An 18,654-nucleotide genomic window follows, 5' to 3' on the forward strand; every position below is an offset into this window, starting at 1 on the left:
AACCGCTAGTGAACGAGTCGATCGGCCATCATCCCCTGCTCGGCAATCTGCCACGGCGTGGCGAGTTGTCGCTCGCGTCGATCGACGAGTTGGTCGAGCGGCTGGAAAACTGTCATGAGAGAGCCGCGCAAGTCGCGGCGGACTCCGAGCTTGGTTCCCCCGAGGCCACGGAACGCCTGCTGGCCCGTGAATTCGCTTGGCTCGAGAAACGCCTGCGAGACGAGTCGGACCTACAGCGGCTGCAAGCGCTCTCGATCAGGGCCGAGGAGGCACATCGCCGCCTTCATGAGACCTTCGTAAGCCGACGTCGTGACGGCTGCGTCCGCGAGATAGGGGGCGGCGAATGGCGAGGGTGCGATGTCGCTTGTGACCTGGCCTATCTGCTGGTGGCTCTCGAGGTGTGTGGGGGAATTACTTTTTCCCGGCATGCCTTGAACCATTATCTGGAGCTTTCCGGTGACTACGAACTGGTCCGGCTACTTGATCATTACAAGCTGTATCACGCCGTAGCGTGGGCCAAGGCTGCCTGGCAGAGCGATGCCGACGATCGTCTCGATGTCTTTCGCCATTATCTGACACTCGCTGAGCGATACGCTGAATTCCGCTTCCCTTACCTGGTCATCGGCGTCGGTGTCTCGGGGAGCGGCAAGAGCCGTTTCACCGGCGAGATGGTACGAAGGCTGGGCAGCATACGCCTGCGCTCGGATGTGGAGCGCAAACGCTTGCACAGTCTTTTTCCACAGGCCGACAGCCATCGACAGGCTGTGGATATCTATACTCCCGAAGCGACGCGCCAGACTTACCGCCAACTGGCAAAGCTTACCGGCATATTGCTGGAATCCGGCTTGCCGACATGTATCGATGCTACCTGCCTGAAGCAAGAACAGCGTGAACTGCTGCGCGAGCAAGCCGAAGCCAGAGGCCTGCCGGTATTGATGGTCAGTTTCGAAGCCGATGTCGCTAACCTGAGGAGGCGTATCGAAAAGCGTGCCCGCCGCGCTGGCGAATCTCCGGTAGCCGGGTTGGCCGTACTCGAGCAGCAACTCGCTGAGCGCGATCCTTTTGCCGATGACGAGCGACACCAGCTCGTGCACTTGGATACCACGGCTCCCAATGCCTCCGAAAATCTGGTCGAATTGATTCATCAGCATATGCGCCTGCCTTGAGCGCGGGTGGCTGTTTTTTCCCTCCTCTATCTCACCTGAGCAACATCCTTCCCGCCGCATTCCGGTAAGTGTCACAAAATCGGTAATGGTAACTGAATTGTTAAGTTCTTATTCGGGAAGTGATTTACCGCGAATGGCTTTTTCCTGACAAACCGCTGTGTATAGCGAATGAAACAAGATCGCCGATTGAGGCTGGCCGAATCGCTGCCATGCCCAATCTTGCACATTAGTTACTTATGTGACGCATTGATTTTAAAAAGTTAATAGTCCTCTTGTTCTCCCTGGCATGCATTGTGCTGTATAGCAAGTGACTGTAAGCAAGAGTAAACGCCGTAGTCTGCGATGCGCAGCCGCGGCCAATGACATCGCACTGACGGCGGTTCGAACACTCTTGCTTGCGTCATGGGGATGTTTCGTCATGCATGATAGGGAGACACACCATGAATAAGTATGTACTAGCGGGAACGTCCGTTCTGGCGTTGGTAATGGCGATTTCCACCGCCCATGCCAACCCCTCTTCAGGCGTAGCTGACGAAGTCGATCAAGAGGTCAACTCGGCTGCTATGGCCGCCGGGGGTGGAAGCTCATCCGGCAATGGCGGTACGAGTGGACAAGGCGGTAATGCCAATGCCTGGAGTGAGTCCTTCAACACTTCCACCAGTGTTGTTGCTCTGCAGGAATTGAACTCCACCGTCTCTGGCGCTGGTATTTCCGTCATTGGGGGGGCCGGTGCGGCAGCAGCAACAGGTGCCAATGGCGGCGATGCCCTGGCCGTATCGGCCGGTGTCGGTGTCGGCGGAGCTGGCGGTACTGGCAATGGCGGTGATGGCGGCCAGGCCAATGCCGGTGACGGTGATGACGGCGGCGATGGCATTGGTGTGGGCCTGGGGCTGGGTGTCGGTGCCGGGCAAGGAGGTGATGCTTCCTCGACCAATGGCGATACCGGTGCCAACGGAGGAGCGGCACTCGGCGTAGCAGCCAACGTCGCCGAAGACTTCGACGACGACAACACCAATACCGCCACGGTTGGTGATACCACCAATGGCGATGCCACTTCCAGCTCAGCGGCTACAGGCGGAACAGGTGGTGCCGGCAGTGGCTCCGGTTCAGGCAGTGGTACGGGAACCGGGACCGGTGGCGCAGGTGGCGCCGGCGGTAATGCCCTGGCTGGTAACGGCGGCAACGGCAACGGCGGCGGTGGCGGTGGCGGTACCGGCACCAGCGGCGATGCTACTGCCACTGCCGGCAACGGCGGCAACGGCGGCAACGGCGGCAACGGCGGCAACGCCACTCTGGCAACTGGTGCTGCCACTATGCAAGCGGGTGCTGGCACCTTCGGCGGGATCGCCAACATGAACCTGTCCACAGGTATCTATAACTCCCAGTTGGCGGCAACCAACGTGGCTGCACACAGCAACGTCAATATCGGTAACTAATGGTCAGGACGGCTTGCCGTCCGTGGATCGGACTGGCGGATCGATTCCGCCAGTCCCTTTTCCGCGGCAAGCAGGGATGGGTGGAAACCACGAGAAAAGGAGTGCATTCCATGAACATTCCGTCGATCTTGCGGCGATCGCTGATAGGGCTTTTCCTGGCCGGAATGACGGGCATGGCGGTAACCGCTGGTGCCGAGGAAATCGTTGGTGCGTCGGGTTTCGATTCGCTGGGCAGTAGTGTCGATATTCAGGAGCTGGAACAGTTACGTGGACGGGAAGGATTCAAGAACCTGGTCAACGTTCAGAGCATCCAGCACCTCGAGTCGGCGGTCAGCGAAGCCTCCTTCACCGCGGGCACCATCATGTCGGGTGGTATCACCGTCGAGGCCCAGGCGCTGGATAACTTCTCCGGTGTGGGGCTATTCAACATGATGACCGGCAATAGCAATGCCGTGGCCCTGGGTGTCAGCATCAGTGTGTATGCGCCGCAATGAAATGACAGGTTGCGACGAATGAATGACGGGGAGGATAGCAATGACCACGCCCAAAGCCGCCTTGTTGGCCCTGTGCATGGTGCTGTTGACCATAGCGAGTGACGCCGGCGCCGGACAGGTCACAATCGCCGGCCCCTTCGGGTCGTTCAACGTCGAGGCAAAGAGCCGCAACGAAATGCGTTGGGATCATGTGGTTCGCCAGCAATACGACTACAGTTGCGGGGCAGCCGCGGTGGCGACCTTACTGACCTATCACTATGGGCGAGAGACCACAGAGGCCGAGGTCTTCGAGTTCATGATCGAGCACGGTGATCGTGAGCAGATCCAGACCCAGGGCTTCTCGATGCTCGACATGAAGCGCTATCTGGACAGCCAGGGACTGGATTCGGATGGCTTCAAGTTGAAGCTCGATGACTATCTCAAGATCGGTGCCCCGGCGATCACCCTGATCAATACCGGGGGCTACAAGCACTTCGTGGTGATCAAGGGCATGGACGAGGACAGCGTTCTGGTCGGCGACCCGGCGGTGGGCAGCGTGGTGGTGCCCAGAAAGCACTTCGAGACGCTGTGGCAAGGTACCGTGCTCGGGGCAAGGGCCGAGATGCAGGTCGCCCAGCATTACTTCAATCATGAGCGCGACTGGAAGATCCTCCCTCCATCGCCGCTTAGCCAGGGCATGCGACGCGCAGGCCTTGGCACTTCTCTATTACTGCTGCCCGGCCCCAATGAACTGGGCAGATAAGCCGACAAGGCAGGAGTGATCGTCATGAGCAACAACCGGAGCAGTCATCGAGTCAAGTCGCTGGTGGTGTCGATGGTGTTGTTGATGTCGGGTTCGGGGAGCCAGGCAGCAGGATTCTGGAGCGACGTTGGCGTGCAACCGGCCATGGGCGGTATGGGCGGTCACGATGTCTATGCCCATGCCAATGCCGTGGTGATCGACGAAGAGGCGCTCGGGGTAATGCGCGGTGGTTTCTCCATCGCTGGGCTCAATCTCAATTTCGGTGCCACGCTGCGCACCATGGTCGACGACATCCTCTATCAGACCATGATGGATATTTCCGAAGCCGGGACAAAAGTCCTTTCCCAGTCTCTGGTCGATCCCACTGGACAGGCGGTGCTGGTCAACCCCCATGGGAGGCAATCGATCGTCGAACTTACCCCGGGAAATATCAAGGTTCCAGGGCTGAATCAGTTCGCGGGAATTGCGCTGAATGATCATAAAGGCTTTACTGCAGCCCTGCATAATATTACCCAGAATTCAATCGTCGGCAGCGTGGTCAGCGATGCCTCCCATCGACAGATTGCGCACGAGCTCAAGATCGATATCCAGATCAACAATCTTGACGCCCTACGCAGTGCCACGTCTCGCGCCCAGCTTCTCAATTCGCTCTCGCCCTAATATTGGGCCTATCCACCAGCAGGTCCTCCCAATAATACCTGCTGGTGGATGATGTCGGCATCCTCAATACATCCCCATGCCGAATGGCATGCGAAATGTCAGTAGGGTATCCGGTGCATCGTCGGTGACGCCCAGCTCGAGCGACAGATTGACCGAAGTGTTCTGATTGACCTGGTATGACCAGCCGAGAAGTAATGAGCCAATATTCAAGGAACGCGACCTGACGGTGGTAGTGTTTCCAGTATCAGAGTCGATGAATTGTGTCTTGGTCTTGCCGATAAAGTCATTCTTGAATCCCAAGGTGAAGGATGAGCGTTGATTTATCGAGTAAGCCATGCCGAAACTGATGCGTACAGCGTCGCCGGGGTCGACGTCGCCGACACGAATATCGTTGGTGATCTGCTGGTCGACATTGTCCTCGAGGTGGAACAGGTACCCCAGGTTGGCGAAGTAGACGGCCGGATCGGAGGGATAGAGCATGGTGATACTGGGCTCGATCGAGTGGAACCCCGAGCCTGTCGCCAGTTCCTGCTCGATACCGTCGGCGTCGCGGCGGATATCGAAGGGGCCGTCGCCGGTGGCCGACTTGTAGCGCAGGTTGGCGATGAAATAGGGCCATCCACCCCGACCGCTGTTTATCTGGTAGTGGGCCGCCACCTCGATATCGCCCAAACCGTCGCCGGACAGATCCCGATCGATATCGAATTCACTCTGTCCTTCCGTCGTTGCGACGGTAGCGAAGAGGGTATCGTCACGATAGACATAGGGCACCTTGAGCTCCAACTCCAACCGGTCGGTAACCCCGAGGCGACCGGTGAGTGCCGCGGTCCAGACGTCACGGTCGGCGTCCTCCGCTTCGAACACCCCGATCAGCAACGTGCTCAGGATCTCGACGCCGCGGAAGGTCAAGCGATTGACGCTGGCATGTGAATACTGCAGGGAAGGTTCCAGTACCAGTCGTCCGCGTGGCGTCAACACGCCGCCGATGTCGGAGATGGTCTGCACTTCGGGTTGTACATCCTGTTCCGGGGGGGCCTGACCGACCGGACCCTGTTGTGCTTGAACGCCACTAGCCGTGGCATCGTCGTTCGTCTCTTCGGTTTGCGCAAGCAGGCTACCTGAAAATGTCAGGAAAAAGATGCTAGTGGCGTAAACCGCAATGTGTCTTGTATGTTTCATGATCATGATCCCTTGTTTTTCCGGTTACCATTTCTTCACCATTTTATAGAGGGTATTGAAAGTCATGGTGTGTTGATTCTTCAGGCTCTTTTGTTCATTGGATTGTCTGGTTGATTTTTTCCATACAGGATTTCATCTCTGTTGATCCCATGCTTGTCAATGAGTCGATATAGCGTTACCCGAGAAACTCCGAGTTCCTTGGCAGCATGCAATATCTTGTTGTTATTACGTATCAAAGCCGTTTGCAGCGCTCGCTTTTCCGCCAGGTCGCGGGCCTGTTCCAGGGTGATGACATTATCGAATGTGCAATGGGTTTCCAGTTGCAGGTCTTCGGGAGTGATATACTTGTTGTCACACATGACCATGGCGCGGCGCACCCGGTTGATCAGCTCTCTTACATTGCCGGGCCATTTATAATTCTTCATGCACTCCAAGGCCTCTTGGCTGAATCCTTGCAATTTTTCCGATTTGTCTTTGGAAAATTTCTGGAAGAATAGGTTAGCCAACAGCTCTATGTCCTTGGGACGCTCTCTTAACGGTGGCATGTGTATCCTCAGGACATTGAGTCGATGATAGAGGTCTTCTCGAAAACGTCCTTCATCGATGGCCTTTTCCAGATCGACATGTGTGGCGACAATGACCTTAATGTCAACCCGGATTTCATCCATACCGCTCAAACGGCGTATCTGGTAACTTTCCAGGAGCCGAAGTAGGGTGACCTGTATGTCGACAGGAAGGTCGCCGATCTCGTCCAGAAACAGTGTGCCACCGGAAGCGGCTTCGATACGTCCGACTTTTCGCCGGTTGGCATCGGTAAAAGCGCCTTTCTCATGTCCGAAGAGTTCTGTATGAATCAACTCGCTGGGCAAGGCACCGCAGTTGACGGCAATAAAGGGTCCTTCGGTGCGGCGTGAATATTGATGTATGGCACGCGCTGCCAATTCCTTTCCAGTTCCCGATTCGCCACTGATATATATTGGGGCATCCACGGTTGCCACCTTGCGGATGTTCTCGAAAAGCTTCTGCATGCACGGGGTTTCGCTGACCATTTCATGGTCGTGAGTGACCACCTTGCTCATGAGAAATGTATGGTTGGATAAATGAGCCATGTTCATCGCATGATGAAGTAGACAGTCGAGCTGACGATAGTCAACCGGCACGAGATGATAAGCGTAGAAAAGCTGACTGAGAGCTTTTCTGACACCATCGTGCATGAGGTAATTTCTTTCGATGATTGCCACCCATTCGATATCGTGACAATCGACCAAGGATTCCAAGGCGCTTTGCAAGGGGGCAATATCGAGAGGAAGCGATATCAACCCAACTTCAAATCGTTCCTTCACCAGGAGCTGGTTGGCATCTTCTATCGTCATGACATGCCGCATCTCCCAACCACACATGGCCATCTGCTTGCGAATGCCATGGCGGTCGCTCTTAGACTCGTCGATCAACAGCAGCCGCTTGGACTTTTCCATTACACCTATCTCCTTGATATAATGGCAATTTACGTCTTTTGTTTCACGAGAAGCCAATAGCGTCGTGATTGTCGTTTCCCTCGCCTGCGTATCTTGCTGAAAAATAGATAAAAGAAGCTCGTTATGACAGTCTTATGACTATTGTCGATAAATAATGTAAATTTCTTTATCTTGAATTCCGAATATGACGCAGTATAGGCGACACTCATCAAGTCGTCCCGATTTATCCCATCCCATCTCATCTCCTGGATAGGAGTTAGTGAGTAAGCTTGGGTTGCCCTTCCATATTTGTAAAGTTATGTTTTTTTGCGTCTCGTGATGGACTATCTATCATGAGAAAGACTGAATTTCTCATGATGCCCTTTCTTCCTACCCAACCAAGCCGGATGCGCCGAGAGACTTACCGATTTCTCGACGCCGATGACCGAAGCCCTCATGCCAAACAAGGAATAGATCACCTCCAGCGCTATCACATAGCACTACAACAGTTAAAATTTGATTCGATAAATCTATTTTATTCAATAAGTTATACGATTACACCGCACTCACTCCCTGCCTTTTGTATCATCAGTGTTACACTTGCCGCACCATGCCGCTCAGCGCCTACTACAGAGCACTTGGCAGAGTTAACCCCGCGATAGGATTGGCATCTTTCCATCTATTGTTTCGGAGTGTTAACACTTCCTTTCTCTTCGATTTTTTAAATTTTAATAAAATCAATAATTTATAGGTTGGCATGGTTATTGCCTTTGTCACTGTATAACCGACGATAGCGCCGATATGAATATCAGGCACAGCATTCCACGAAGTGAACATCGCACCGGGGGAGCAAGGGCAAGGATTGCCTTGCATGCGGTGATCGCAGCCTTGGTAGTTTCGGCTGCCTCGTCGGTTGCTGCTGAACTCAACAATTTGCATCGCGATACCGTTCGGGGGCGCTATGTGCCCGTCAACGAGCAGGAGATGAGCGATCGTTGGGGGGTGATTCTATGGGATGAAAGCCAAAGTGGAAAAACCGGATCCAGTACCGGTCAGCAGAAGTCTACCGGCATAGGGAATATCCAGAAGAATGCCGTGACGACCGACTCATTCAGGTGATTGCCATGAACAGGATCGCGAATGGCATACCACTATCGATGATACTTATGATTTTAACCGGCTTTGGTTTTGTGTCCGTTTGTGTCTTGGCGAGTGATCATCCCCAACTGAAGCTAGGTGTCGAACCAGGGGAAGTGGTCATCGGCAGCGATGCCAATGTGGGGATGGTCAACGTCGGTGCTACTTATGCGCTCAGCCACAAGACATCTATCGTTACCAATGTTGGCATTGGCCTCACCGATGATGCCTCGGATGTGACGCTGAATTTCCGCATGCCCTATCAGTTGTAATCGTCAACCACAGTCATACGCTGCCCCTGAAGGGGCGGCGTCTTCAATGATCCGGTTCGACTCAGGTCAAGTCGTGCCTTGCTGGCGTCCGATACTGTGCTTGTCCATCAGCCGATAAAGCGTGACTCTCGAGACACCGAGATCCTTGGCGGCATTTTGAATCTTGTATTTGTTACGTGCCAAGGCCGCCTTGATGGCTTCGTGCTCGGCGTTATCCCTCGCCTGTTCCAAGGTCATGGCATGGCGTGTCGACTTGCGTCGCTCCAGGCCCAGGTCGATGGGTCGAATCAACCGGTTTTCGCACATCACCATGGCACGGCGTACCCGGTTGATGAGTTCGCGGATATTGCCGGGCCAGTCGTAGTGGCGCATCAGTGCCAGTGATTCCTGGCTGAAGCCCTTTACCTGCAATGACTTTTCATCGGAAAACTTATCGAAGAAGAATCGGGCCAATACCTCAATGTCTTCCTGGCGCTCACGAAGAGCTGGAATCTTTACTTGCAATACATTGAGCCGGTGGTATAGATCTTCGCGGAAACTCCCTTCCTGTACCGCCTTGTCCAAGTCGACATGAGTCGCTGCAAGGATACGCACATCCACGGGAATTTCTTTCAGCCCGCCAACCCGCTGGATATGGTGGTCTTCCAGAAAGCGTAATAGATTGACCTGCATATCCAGCGGAAGGTCGCCGATCTCGTCCAGAAACAGCGTGCCTCCCTGTGCAGCCTCGATGCGTCCGGTCTTCCTTTGACTAGCGCCGGTGAAGGCCCCTTTTTCGTGTCCGAAGAGTTCCGACTGGATCAGGTTGCTGGGTAATGCCCCGCAGTTGACGGCGATAAAGGGACCATCGGCACGCTGAGAACGTTCATGAATGGCGCGCGCTGCGAGTTCCTTTCCGGTACCCGATTCGCCGCTGATGAACACTGGGGCATCGACTGCAGCCACGCGACGAATCGTGTTGAACAGCTTTTGCATGACCGGCGTGGTGCCGACCATTTCGTATTCATGTGACGGTAACGTATCGCCACCGCTCGTTGAAAGCGACAGTTGCGACATGGCCATGGCATGTGTCAACAGACAGTCGATCTGCTCCGCGTCGACCGGTAAGGTGTGATAGGCATAGAACAACTGCCGCAGCATATGGCATATATCCCCGCGATCCAGAGTCGGCTGGTCGATCAGGGCTATCCACTCAAGAGGAGTGGATGACAGAAAACGTTCCGTTTCCGTCTGTCCGTTGAACTGATGAAAGTCCAGATATGCCAGTCCGACATCGCAGGGTGTCTCATCGAGAACTTCATTGGCATGGCCGAAATCGCTGGCATGGCGAACGTCCCATCCCCGACCGACGATATCCCGGACGAACGGGCTCAAGCCTGATTCCGACTCACCCACTAGCAATAACCGTTTGGTATCATCCATTTGTCAATCTCGCTTTTCAGATGGGAGTCCCTGATATCCCTATGTTGCCCAACTGAAGTTCCAATCGATCGAGAAGACCCTGGGGGAGTAGAGTTCTCGGCTGATTAGCAGGAGTACGACGCTAGAGGCTTTCCTTACTACGATGTTGCTTGCCGGGGCTGGGTGGTATTGCCACCAGGTTCTGGCGTGCCCAGTTCATGGCCTGGATCCGGTTGTGCACCTTGATCTTGCGAAAGATGTTATAGAGATGCGACTTCACGGTGTGCTCGCTGACGAACAGACGTTCGGCGATCTCCGAGTTGGATGCCCCCGAGCCCAGCAGGCCGATGATTTCAAGCTCACGGTGGGTCAAACCGCAAACGGGTCGATAGGCATTGCGTTGCTGGCGACGATAGAAATCGATGAGCCGCGTCATCAGGGTGCGCGACATCCATAGGTCACCTTCCATAAGCTTGCTAATCCCCTTGCAGATCAGCATCAGATCGTCACTGCGATAGAAGACTCCCTGTAGGTGCAAGGTGGCGAGTACGTCGGCGGAGTGATCCTCGTCGCGCAGGTTGAAGGCCGCCATGGCGATATTCTCATGCTCGGCGACCTGAGCTTGCCACGCTTGCATGGTGTCGTCATCGACGTGATCGGCATCGAGCAGCAATACGGCGCGCTCCTGCTTGATTTCTCCGAGTTCGCCATGAGGAGCGACAGCCGTCACCGGGCAGTCGAGCTGTTCGTGGATATAGTCGATGAAAAGCTGTGACTGCGGGTTGCTGTCCGTCACCAGCAGCACCATCCCTTTTCCTTGGCCCATGATGTCTGCCCCACGATTATGATGCGCTACAGGTTGTTGGTATGATGTCTTTGACCTAAGCCTACGTAGTAAGCGTTGACCCTCAAGGCACTTTTGTAAAGTTGAGTTACATAGCTGTTCTGATCTTTCGTTCCTCCTGAAATTTGGCTGTCGCTTCATGACGATAAAAATATTGTTTTAAAACAGCTATTTGTAGATATTGTTTTGCTATTTTTCCTTTCTGGCCATGCCCATGGGCTAGAAAAATCATTACCGTTAAAATGTATCAGAATTGTTATTTAGTACTTTTGGGTTATGTTTCTGACCCTTTACGAGACTTTCCCAATATTATGATTTATAAAGATTTTGTTGGATTCGTGTTAAAATGTCATGGACTGCCCATTCAATCGAGAGTGTTAGATGATGATCGCGCAACCCTTGGTGCTGGCGAGCGACAATGCGGGCAAGCTGCGTGAATTCCACGAACTGCTGGTTCCTCTGGGCTACACGGTGCGACCGCAGTCGGAGTATGCCGTCCCCGAGGTCGAGGAGAATGGCCTGACCTTTGTCGAAAATGCTTTGCTCAAGGCGCGAGAGGCCTGCCGTGCCAGTGGACTGCCATCCTTGGCCGACGACTCTGGGCTGGAAGTCGATGCCCTGCAGGGTGCCCCGGGTATTCATTCGGCCCGCTATGCAGGGGAGCCGAAGAGCGATGAGGCCAATAACCGCAAGTTGCTGGAGGCTCTCGCCGCGGTCGCCGAAGGCGAACGCAGCGCCCGTTACTGGTGCGTATTGGTCTACCTGCGCCATGCGGAGGACCCCGTGCCGCTGATCGTCCAGCGCAGTTGGGAGGGAGAGATTCTGGCCCATCCGCGTGGCGATGGAGGCTTCGGTTACGATCCCTTGTTCTGGGTTCCCGAGTGTGGCATGAGCGCAGCCGAGCTGTCGGCCGAGGAGAAGAATCGTTTGAGTCACCGCGGGCGTGCCATGCGCGAATTGGTGGAGCGGCTCGCGCCATGAAGTTGCCGCCGTTGTCGCTTTACGTGCATGTCCCCTGGTGCGTGCGCAAATGCCCGTATTGCGATTTCAACTCGCATGGTGTGGGCCGTGGCGCAGACCTGCCTGAGCAGGCCTATCTTGGTGCCTTGCTGGCCGATCTCGACGCCGATCTCTCTTTGGTCGAGGAGCGTGAGCTGGTCAGCGTGTTCGTGGGCGGGGGGACCCCGAGCCTGATGTCGGCCGACTTCTATCGGCGCCTGTTTGCCGAGCTGATGGCACGCTTGCCCCTTGCCCGGGATGCCGAGATCACCCTGGAGGCCAACCCCGGCACCGTCGAGCAAGGGCGGTTCGCCGGTTATCGTGACGCAGGGATCAACCGTCTATCACTGGGAGTTCAGAGCTTTCAGCCGGCGCAGCTCGAGGCATTGGGCCGCATTCACGGTGCCGAGGAGGCTCATCTGGCTGTGCACAGCGCCCGTCGGGCGGGCTTCGACAATCTTAATATCGACTTGATGCACGGGTTGCCCGGACAAGATCTCGAATTGGCGCTGGCCGATCTCGATGCGGCGCTGGCGTTGTCGCCAGAGCATTTGTCCTGGTATCAGCTCACCTTGGAGCCGAACACCGAATTCCATTCCCATCCGCCGGTATTGCCCGAGGACGATATCCTGTGGGATATCCAGGACGCTGGGCATGAGCGCCTGGAAAGGGCCGGTCTCGAGCGCTACGAGATCTCCGCCTACGCGCGGGGAGGGAGACAGTCACGCCACAACCTGAACTATTGGGGGTTTGGCGATTATCTGGGCATTGGTGCCGGCGCGCACGGCAAGATCAGTACCCCAGGCAGCGATGGCCGCCTGCTTGTCGAGCGGCGTTGGAAGAGCCGACAGCCGGAAGCCTATCTACGGCGCTGCAATGACCCTCGTGGGTTTGTCGCTGGACGCACACAGGTTTCGGAGGACGAGCTACCGCTGGAATTTGCCATGAACGCCCTGCGTCTGGTCGATGGGGTACCACTGGACATGTGGCAGGCGCATACTGGGCGTGATCCGCAAGGGTTGCGGCAGCGCCTGGTCGAGGCACGCAAAAAAGGACTTCTTGTGGAAGATGCCGAACGTCTTCAAGCATCCCCTCAAGGTCTATTATTCTTGAATGAGCTTCTGGCCATGCTCAGCGACGAGTGACGCCGGGGGCTTTCTATCCTGAAAATCCCAAGGAGTGGCAACGCAATGCCCAAGACATATCGACTGATCTATCCACTCGCTGCTGCCATGCTGCTGGTAGGGTGCGCTACCACCGACCCGTATGGTGGACAGACCCAGCGCAGCAAGACGTTGACCGGGGCTGGCATCGGGGCAGCGGTAGGAGCGGCAGCCGGGGCGCTCAGCGGCGACGGATCTACCAGTAGGCGTGATCGTGCCCTGATCGGTGCGGCCGTGGGTGCCGCGGCAGGCGGCGGCATCGGCGCCTATATGGACCGCCAGGAAGCGCAGTTGCGTGAGCGGATGCAGGGAACCGGCATCGGTGTCGATCGCCAAGGCGACGACATCATCCTCAACATGCCCAGTAGTGTGACCTTCGGGTTCGATTCCAGCGAACTGACACCCAGTGCTCGTTCGGCCCTCAACGACGTTTCGGCGGTACTATTGGAGTACCCCGAGACACGCGTCAATATCGCTGGCCATACCGATAGCACGGGATCCGCCGAGTACAACCAGCGCCTGTCGGAGCGGCGAGCCGCATCGGTTGGCAACTATCTGGCCCAGCAGGGCGTTCAGCAATCTCGCTTGAGCATGAGCGGCTACGGATTCACCCAACCTGTTGCCAGCAACGATAGCGAGGCGGGTCGGGCACAGAATCGACGGGTCGAGATCACCCTGACCCCCATGCAGCAACAGATGTAATCCAGTACGGCCTCGTCAATCCAGGCCATATGACCCGCGGGCCGTGTCGGCACCGCGGGTTTTCTGTTATGGGATGCGACTATGCTTGCCTATCAGCATGCCTATCACGCCGGCAATTTTGCCGATGTACATAAGCATCTAACGCTGTTTGCGGTTATTCGACACCTTTTACGTAAAGAATCGGCCATTACATATATCGATACCCATGCCGGCCGTGGTTGCTATCCACTGGATGCCGAGGAGACCCGTAAGCTGATGGAGTATCGCTCCGGCATCTTGCCCTTGTGGCAGGCACGTCGGAAGCTGGGTGCTGTCGATCCCTTGTTCGGTGCCTGGCTGGAAGGCGTGGAGAATGTCCAGCAAGGTGAAGAGGAGCGCCTGACGCATTACCCAGGCTCGCCCTGGTGGCTGGCCCATGCATTGCGGCCTCAGGACCGACTCAGCCTGTTCGAATTGCACCCTGGCGAGCATCGCCACCTGGATGTGCAGCCCCTGCCTGCCAACGCTCGGCGCATTCACGGCGATGGCCTTGCCGGTATGGCTCGTATGCTCCCGGTGGCCACCCCGCGCCTGTGCGTGCTGATCGATCCTAGCTACGAGCGCAAGGAGGAGTACCACGAAGTCGCTTCGGCTGTGCAAGGTCTGGTGCGAAAGGTGCGTCATGCCGTGGCCTTGGTGTGGTATCCGCTGTTGCCCGCTGGTCGTCATCGCGAAATGCTTGAACGGATGCGCGAGCATGGGCTGCGCAAGCTATGGCAGGCCGAACTGCAGCTTGCCCCACCGAGCGATTCGTATGGCATGTATGGCAGCGGAATGCTGGTGCTCAACCCGCCTTGGGGGCTGGAGGAGGAACTGGCGATGGCAATGACCAAGATCGTTCCCCTGCTGGGCGCCTCAGCACGCTATCGCAGCGGCTGGTGGGTCGAGGAGTAGAGCTCTACTTGCCGATACAGAAGCTACCGAAGATCTCGCCAAGCAGGTCGTCGGCGCTGAATTCGCCGGTGATTTCGCCTAGCGCCTGCTGGGCGTCGCGCAGGTCCTCGGCAAGCAACTCGCCTGCACCGTAGCCATGAAGCTGCGCCTCTCCGCTAGTAAGCGCTCGCTTCGCTCGATCCAAAGCATCCAAGTGACGCCGCCGCGCCGAGAAACGGCCCTCGGTCGTGGCGCTGTAGCCCATGACATTCTTGAGGTGGGCCTTCAAGTCGTCCAGCCCTTGGCCGGTCTTGGCCGACAGACGCAGCGTTGGTGGGGTCGTGGACGTATCGAGCCCGGGGGGCTCGGCACTGGTATCGATCTTGTTGCGCACTAGAGTCAGACGCTCTGGTACCGGCAGACGGGAGACGAATTCCGGCCAGATGGCCATCGGGTCGGTAGCTTGGGTAGTGGCGGCATCGACCAGCAGCAGCACGCGATCGGCCTTCTCGATCTCGGCCCAAGCGCGTGCCACGCCGATCTGCTCGACGGCATCCGGAGTATCGCGCAATCCTGCGGTATCGATGACGTGAAGCGGCATGCCATCGATGTGGATATGTTCGCGCAACACGTCACGGGTAGTGCCCTCGATCTCGGTGACGATGGCGGTATCCTGCTCGGTGAGAGCATTGAGCAGGCTGGACTTGCCGGCATTGGGACGTCCGGCGATCACCACGCTCATACCTTCGCGCATCAGCGCCCCTTGCCCGGCGGCAGCGCGCACCTCGGCCAGTTCCGCGATCACTTCCCCAAGCTTGGCGGCGACATGACCATCGGCAAGGAAGTCGATTTCCTCTTCGGGAAAATCGATGGCGGCCTCGACGTACATGCGCAGCTCGATCAGCCGCTGCACCAGGGCCTCGACGCGACGCGAGAACTCGCCCTGCAGCGAGCGTAACGCGTTTTCAGCGGCAGTTCTCGAGCTGGCATCGATCAGGTCGGCGATGGCTTCGGCCTGGGCCAGGTCTAGCTTGTCGTTGAGAAAGGCGCGCTCCGAGAACTCTCCGGGGCGGGCCAAACGGGCTCCCAGTTGTACGCAACGCTCGAGCAGCAAGTCCATGATCACCGGACCGCCGTGACCTTGCAGCTCCAGGACATCCTCGCCGGTGAAGGAGTGCGGCCCACGAAAGAACAGGGCGATGCCTTCGTCGATGATGCCCTCTGCCCCGCCGAAGGGGCCATAGTAAGCCTGGCGAGGGGCTGGGCAGTGTCCCAGTATCGTCGTGGCGATATCGCGACATCCTGGCCCCGAGACTCGCACGATGCCCACCCCGCCTCGGCCGGGAGGTGTGGCTAGCGCCGCGATGGTGTCCTGGGTGTATAGGGGGTGGTGCGACATGGTGCGAATCCTGAACGGCTGATTGAGGGCATTGTCCCGGTGGCGGGCCTCAAACGCCAGACCCCCGCGAAGCGGGGGTCTGGAAAGCGAAGCAGTGCCAGGAGCTCAGCTCTTGCTCTTGGCTCCCTTGCCGACAGTCGGGTCATTCTCGATCTTGCGGGTGATAGCCCACTGCTGGAAGATCGAAATGACGTTGTTGACCACCCAGTAGATGACCAGACCGGCCGGGAACCACAGGAAGAAGAAGGTGAAGACGACCGGCAACATCTTCATGATCTTGGCCTGCATGGGATCCGGAGGTGTCGGGTTGAGCAATTGCTGCACGAACATCGAGGCACCCATCATGATCGGCAGGATGAAGAACGGATCCTTCATCGACAGGTCCTGAATCCAGAATACGAACGGCGCATGGCGCAGTTCCACGGATTCCAGCAACATCCAGTACAGGGCGATGAACACCGGCATCTGTACCAGGATCGGCAAACAGCCCCCCAGAGGATTGATCTTCTCCTTCTGGTAGAACTTCATCATCTCCTGGGACATTTTCTGACGGTCGTCGCCGTACTGTTCCTTGAGACGCTGCATCTCTGGACCCAGCTTGCGCATGCGTGCCATCGACTTGTAGGCCTTGGCCGACAGCGGCCACAAGGCCATCTTGACCAGCACGGTCAGCACCACGATCGACCAGCCCCAGTTGCCGATCACGTCCTCGATCTTGTCGAGCAGCCAGAACAGCGGGTTGGCAAGGAACCACAGCCAACCAAAATCCACGGTCAGCTCGAGATGAGGTGCCACTGCCTCGAGGCGCTTCTGTACCTTGGGCCCCATGTAGAGCGTGGCTCCCAGAGTACTCTCTCCTTCGGCGGCGATGGTCTGGGTAGGGCCGGCGAAGGCCGCCACGTTACGTCCGCGCGAATCGGTGGTGGCGTAATAGAGATTCTGCTGGTTCTGGGGCGGCGCCCAGGCGGACGCGAAATAGTGCTGAATGATCGCGACCCAGCCACCTTCGGCATCACGGTTGTTGAAACCGCCCTTCTCGATGTCCTCGAAGTCGACTTTCTCGTAGCGTGTCTCCGGAGTGGAATAGGCCGCTCCCAGATAGGACTTCATGCCCATTGCCACACCGCTGGTCGGGTCGGGGCTGTTGTCCCGGGCCAGTTGGCCGATGAAGCGGGCCGTGACCGGCTCATCGCGGTTGTTGGCCACATAGTAGTTGACGTCGACCGCGTATTCGTTGCGCTTGAAGGTGAAGCGCTTGGTGATATCGACCCCGTTGACATCGGCAGTCAGCTCGACAACCAGGGTATCCTCGTCTTCTGTGAGTCGGTATTCAGTGCGTTCCGGCGTAAAGGCAATGCGACCCTGATGACCTTCGAGCTGCAATCCCGACTTGGCCACGTAGCTGCGCGACGCGCTGTCGGAAAGCAACACGAAGGGGCGATCGGAATCGAGACTCAGTTTGTGCTGTGGCAAGGCGGCATACACGATGTCGCCGCCTTGGGGATCGATCCGCACATCGAGTACGTCGGTGGTTACCGCGACCAGATCGCGACTGCTGACAGAAGTGGAGGTTGCCCCGGGCAGGTCGCCGTCGGTGACCGACTCCGCCGCACTGGGTGTTGCAGGGGCTGCCAATCCTTCCTCGTCAGGCAATGGCTCACCATTGCGAGGTGCGTCGGCGGTGATGGTGGGGACTTCCGGTTCAGGTGTGAGCTGACCGTAGTCCTGGTTCCATTGCACGACCAGCAGGTATGCCAGTACGGCAAGTGGAATCAATAACAGAAGTCGTTTTACGTCCATTGGGGGCCTGCCCGGTGGGTAATGAACTGTCTGACGGCATAATGCATGAGCGAAAGGGCACACGAAAGCCTGCCGAGGCAGGCCGCTGCTGTCCCGTCAGGAGGTGTTGGCCGACTGCTTGCGAACGTCCTTTTCCAGACGCCGCCACATGCCGTGGAGCTGGCGATGCAGGGTGTCGTTGTCCAGTTCTTGTACGCCACGCCGGGATAGGACAACGATGTCCACGGCGGGTAGGCGATGCTGCTGGAGACGAAAGGATTCGCGAACAAGGCGTTTCAGGCGATTGCGATCGACTGCGTGGCGCACGTTCTTCTTGCTGAATACCAATCCGACTCGTGGATGACCCAGCTCATTGCTGCAAGCCAGTGCCAGCAAGCCCTTGCCGTGAACCTTGAAAGCAGCCCGGTCGAAGACACGTCGGTAGTCCCCGGCGGTCAGCAGCCGCAGACGCCGGGGAAAGCCCTGACAGGACACACGCAATCCGAGATCAGGCGCTCAGACGCTTGCGACCCTTGGCGCGGCGGCGGGCCAGAACGGCACGGCCATTCTTGGTGGCCATGCGGGCACGGAAGCCGTGCACACGCTTGCGCTTGAGAACGCTGGGTTGAAAGGTGCGTTTCATAACGGTTGATTCCCACGTGGTTAATTGGACTTTACGTAAATGCTAGAGGCGCCCGGGGCCTGGTAGGACCCGAGGGAATTCGGCTCAAGACCGGGAATTCTAGTGAATTCGCCAGCCGGGTGCAATTTTTCCCTTGCTACTCCCTTTCTGCCGTCGCTTGCTCGCCAAAGGACGTGGCTGCATTCGTATGCGGACAGGAGCGGATTGCTGGCCTCATGTCCATCGTAAGTTATCACTATTGTCATCCTTAGAGCCCGTTGTTATTAACACTG

The 18,654-nt window shown here is 57.0% G+C and carries 19 protein-coding genes; 11 read left to right on the forward strand and 8 right to left on the reverse strand.

The window, feature by feature from the left end; all coding sequences use genetic code 11:
* Positions 1 to 8: 8 nt before the first annotated feature.
* From IE093_RS04315 to IE093_RS04335, 5 genes are all read left to right on the forward strand, one after another.
* Positions 9 to 1,166 carry a P-loop nucleotide/nucleoside kinase family protein gene (locus IE093_RS04315; protein WP_189466555.1) on the forward strand — a complete coding sequence of 386 codons (1,158 nt, stop codon included), beginning with the start codon at positions 9 to 11 and terminating at the stop codon, positions 1,164 to 1,166.
* A 440-nt stretch (positions 1,167 to 1,606) separates the two neighbouring features.
* Entirely contained in the window at positions 1,607 to 2,602 is a 996-nt protein-coding gene (locus tag IE093_RS04320; protein WP_189466557.1) for a hypothetical protein, read from the forward strand.
* A gap of 110 nt (positions 2,603 to 2,712) precedes the next feature.
* Positions 2,713 to 3,096: a hypothetical protein gene (locus IE093_RS04325; protein WP_189466559.1), complete on the forward strand. Its 384-nt coding sequence runs from the start codon at positions 2,713 to 2,715 to the stop codon at positions 3,094 to 3,096.
* A gap of 40 nt (positions 3,097 to 3,136) precedes the next feature.
* A complete protein-coding gene (locus tag IE093_RS04330) occupies positions 3,137 to 3,838 on the forward strand; it encodes a C39 family peptidase (protein WP_189466561.1) in 702 nt (233 codons plus the stop codon).
* A 24-nt stretch (positions 3,839 to 3,862) separates the two neighbouring features.
* Complete coding sequence (locus tag IE093_RS04335) at positions 3,863 to 4,498, forward strand: hypothetical protein (protein WP_189466563.1); 636 nt, start codon at positions 3,863 to 3,865, stop codon at positions 4,496 to 4,498.
* 63 nt (positions 4,499 to 4,561) lie between these two features.
* Here IE093_RS04335 and IE093_RS04340 read toward each other — a convergent pair whose 3' ends face one another.
* Positions 4,562 to 5,677 (reverse strand): transporter, encoded by a 1,116-nt coding sequence (locus tag IE093_RS04340; protein ID WP_189466564.1) that lies wholly within the window; start codon positions 5,675 to 5,677, stop codon positions 4,562 to 4,564.
* Positions 5,678 to 5,757: 80 nt separating this feature from the next.
* The gene (locus tag IE093_RS04345; RefSeq protein ID WP_189466566.1) at positions 5,758 to 7,152 is read right to left on the reverse strand and encodes a sigma-54 dependent transcriptional regulator; all 1,395 of its coding nucleotides are present in this window, start codon (positions 7,150 to 7,152) and stop codon (positions 5,758 to 5,760) included.
* A 780-nt stretch (positions 7,153 to 7,932) separates the two neighbouring features.
* Here IE093_RS04345 and IE093_RS04350 point away from each other — a divergent pair.
* A complete protein-coding gene (locus IE093_RS04350; RefSeq protein ID WP_189466568.1) occupies positions 7,933 to 8,250 on the forward strand; it encodes a hypothetical protein in 318 nt (105 codons plus the stop codon).
* 5 nt (positions 8,251 to 8,255) lie between these two features.
* Positions 8,256 to 8,540, forward strand: a complete 285-nt coding sequence (locus IE093_RS04355) for a hypothetical protein (RefSeq protein ID WP_189466570.1) — start codon at positions 8,256 to 8,258, stop codon at positions 8,538 to 8,540.
* A 66-nt stretch (positions 8,541 to 8,606) separates the two neighbouring features.
* Here the strand turns inward: IE093_RS04355 and IE093_RS04360 are convergent, their stop codons facing one another.
* Both IE093_RS04360 and IE093_RS04365 read right to left on the reverse strand, forming a co-directional pair.
* Positions 8,607 to 9,962: a sigma-54 dependent transcriptional regulator gene (locus IE093_RS04360; protein ID WP_189466572.1), complete on the reverse strand. Its 1,356-nt coding sequence runs from the start codon at positions 9,960 to 9,962 to the stop codon at positions 8,607 to 8,609.
* A 121-nt stretch (positions 9,963 to 10,083) separates the two neighbouring features.
* Positions 10,084 to 10,767, reverse strand: coding sequence for a LuxR C-terminal-related transcriptional regulator (locus IE093_RS04365; protein ID WP_189466574.1), 684 nt, complete (start codon positions 10,765 to 10,767; stop codon positions 10,084 to 10,086).
* 399 nt (positions 10,768 to 11,166) lie between these two features.
* On the opposite strand from IE093_RS04365, the gene rdgB reads away from it, so the two are divergent.
* The 4 genes from rdgB to IE093_RS04385 all read left to right on the forward strand — a co-directional run bounded on the left by rdgB (position 11,167) and on the right by IE093_RS04385 (position 14,582).
* Entirely contained in the window at positions 11,167 to 11,766 is a 600-nt protein-coding gene (gene rdgB / locus IE093_RS04370; RefSeq protein ID WP_189466576.1) for an RdgB/HAM1 family non-canonical purine NTP pyrophosphatase, read from the forward strand.
* A complete protein-coding gene (gene hemW, locus IE093_RS04375) occupies positions 11,763 to 12,929 on the forward strand; it encodes a radical SAM family heme chaperone HemW (RefSeq protein ID WP_189466578.1) in 1,167 nt (388 codons plus the stop codon). The genes rdgB and hemW overlap by 4 nt, the downstream gene beginning before the upstream one ends.
* Positions 12,930 to 12,974: 45 nt before the next feature.
* Positions 12,975 to 13,649 carry a YiaD family glycine zipper/OmpA-like lipoprotein gene (locus tag IE093_RS04380; RefSeq protein WP_189466580.1) on the forward strand — a complete coding sequence of 225 codons (675 nt, stop codon included), beginning with the start codon at positions 12,975 to 12,977 and terminating at the stop codon, positions 13,647 to 13,649.
* An 81-nt stretch (positions 13,650 to 13,730) separates the two neighbouring features.
* Positions 13,731 to 14,582 carry a 23S rRNA (adenine(2030)-N(6))-methyltransferase RlmJ gene (locus IE093_RS04385; protein WP_189466582.1) on the forward strand — a complete coding sequence of 284 codons (852 nt, stop codon included), beginning with the start codon at positions 13,731 to 13,733 and terminating at the stop codon, positions 14,580 to 14,582.
* 4 nt (positions 14,583 to 14,586) lie between these two features.
* On the opposite strand, the gene mnmE is transcribed toward IE093_RS04385, so the two are convergent.
* The 4 genes from mnmE to rpmH all read right to left on the reverse strand — a co-directional run bounded on the left by mnmE (position 14,587) and on the right by rpmH (position 18,382).
* Entirely contained in the window at positions 14,587 to 15,960 is a 1,374-nt protein-coding gene (gene mnmE / locus IE093_RS04390) for a tRNA uridine-5-carboxymethylaminomethyl(34) synthesis GTPase MnmE (RefSeq protein ID WP_189466583.1), read from the reverse strand.
* 105 nt (positions 15,961 to 16,065) lie between these two features.
* A complete protein-coding gene (gene yidC / locus IE093_RS04395) occupies positions 16,066 to 17,760 on the reverse strand; it encodes a membrane protein insertase YidC (RefSeq protein WP_189466585.1) in 1,695 nt (564 codons plus the stop codon).
* A gap of 96 nt (positions 17,761 to 17,856) precedes the next feature.
* A complete protein-coding gene (rnpA, locus tag IE093_RS04400) occupies positions 17,857 to 18,234 on the reverse strand; it encodes a ribonuclease P protein component (protein WP_189466587.1) in 378 nt (125 codons plus the stop codon).
* Positions 18,235 to 18,247: 13 nt separating this feature from the next.
* A complete protein-coding gene (gene rpmH / locus IE093_RS04405; protein ID WP_010626003.1) occupies positions 18,248 to 18,382 on the reverse strand; it encodes a 50S ribosomal protein L34 in 135 nt (44 codons plus the stop codon).
* Positions 18,383 to 18,654 lie beyond the last annotated feature (272 nt).

The organism is Litchfieldella qijiaojingensis, from assembly GCF_014651875.1.
GTDB classification, from domain to species: domain Bacteria; phylum Pseudomonadota; class Gammaproteobacteria; order Pseudomonadales; family Halomonadaceae; genus Litchfieldella; species Litchfieldella qijiaojingensis.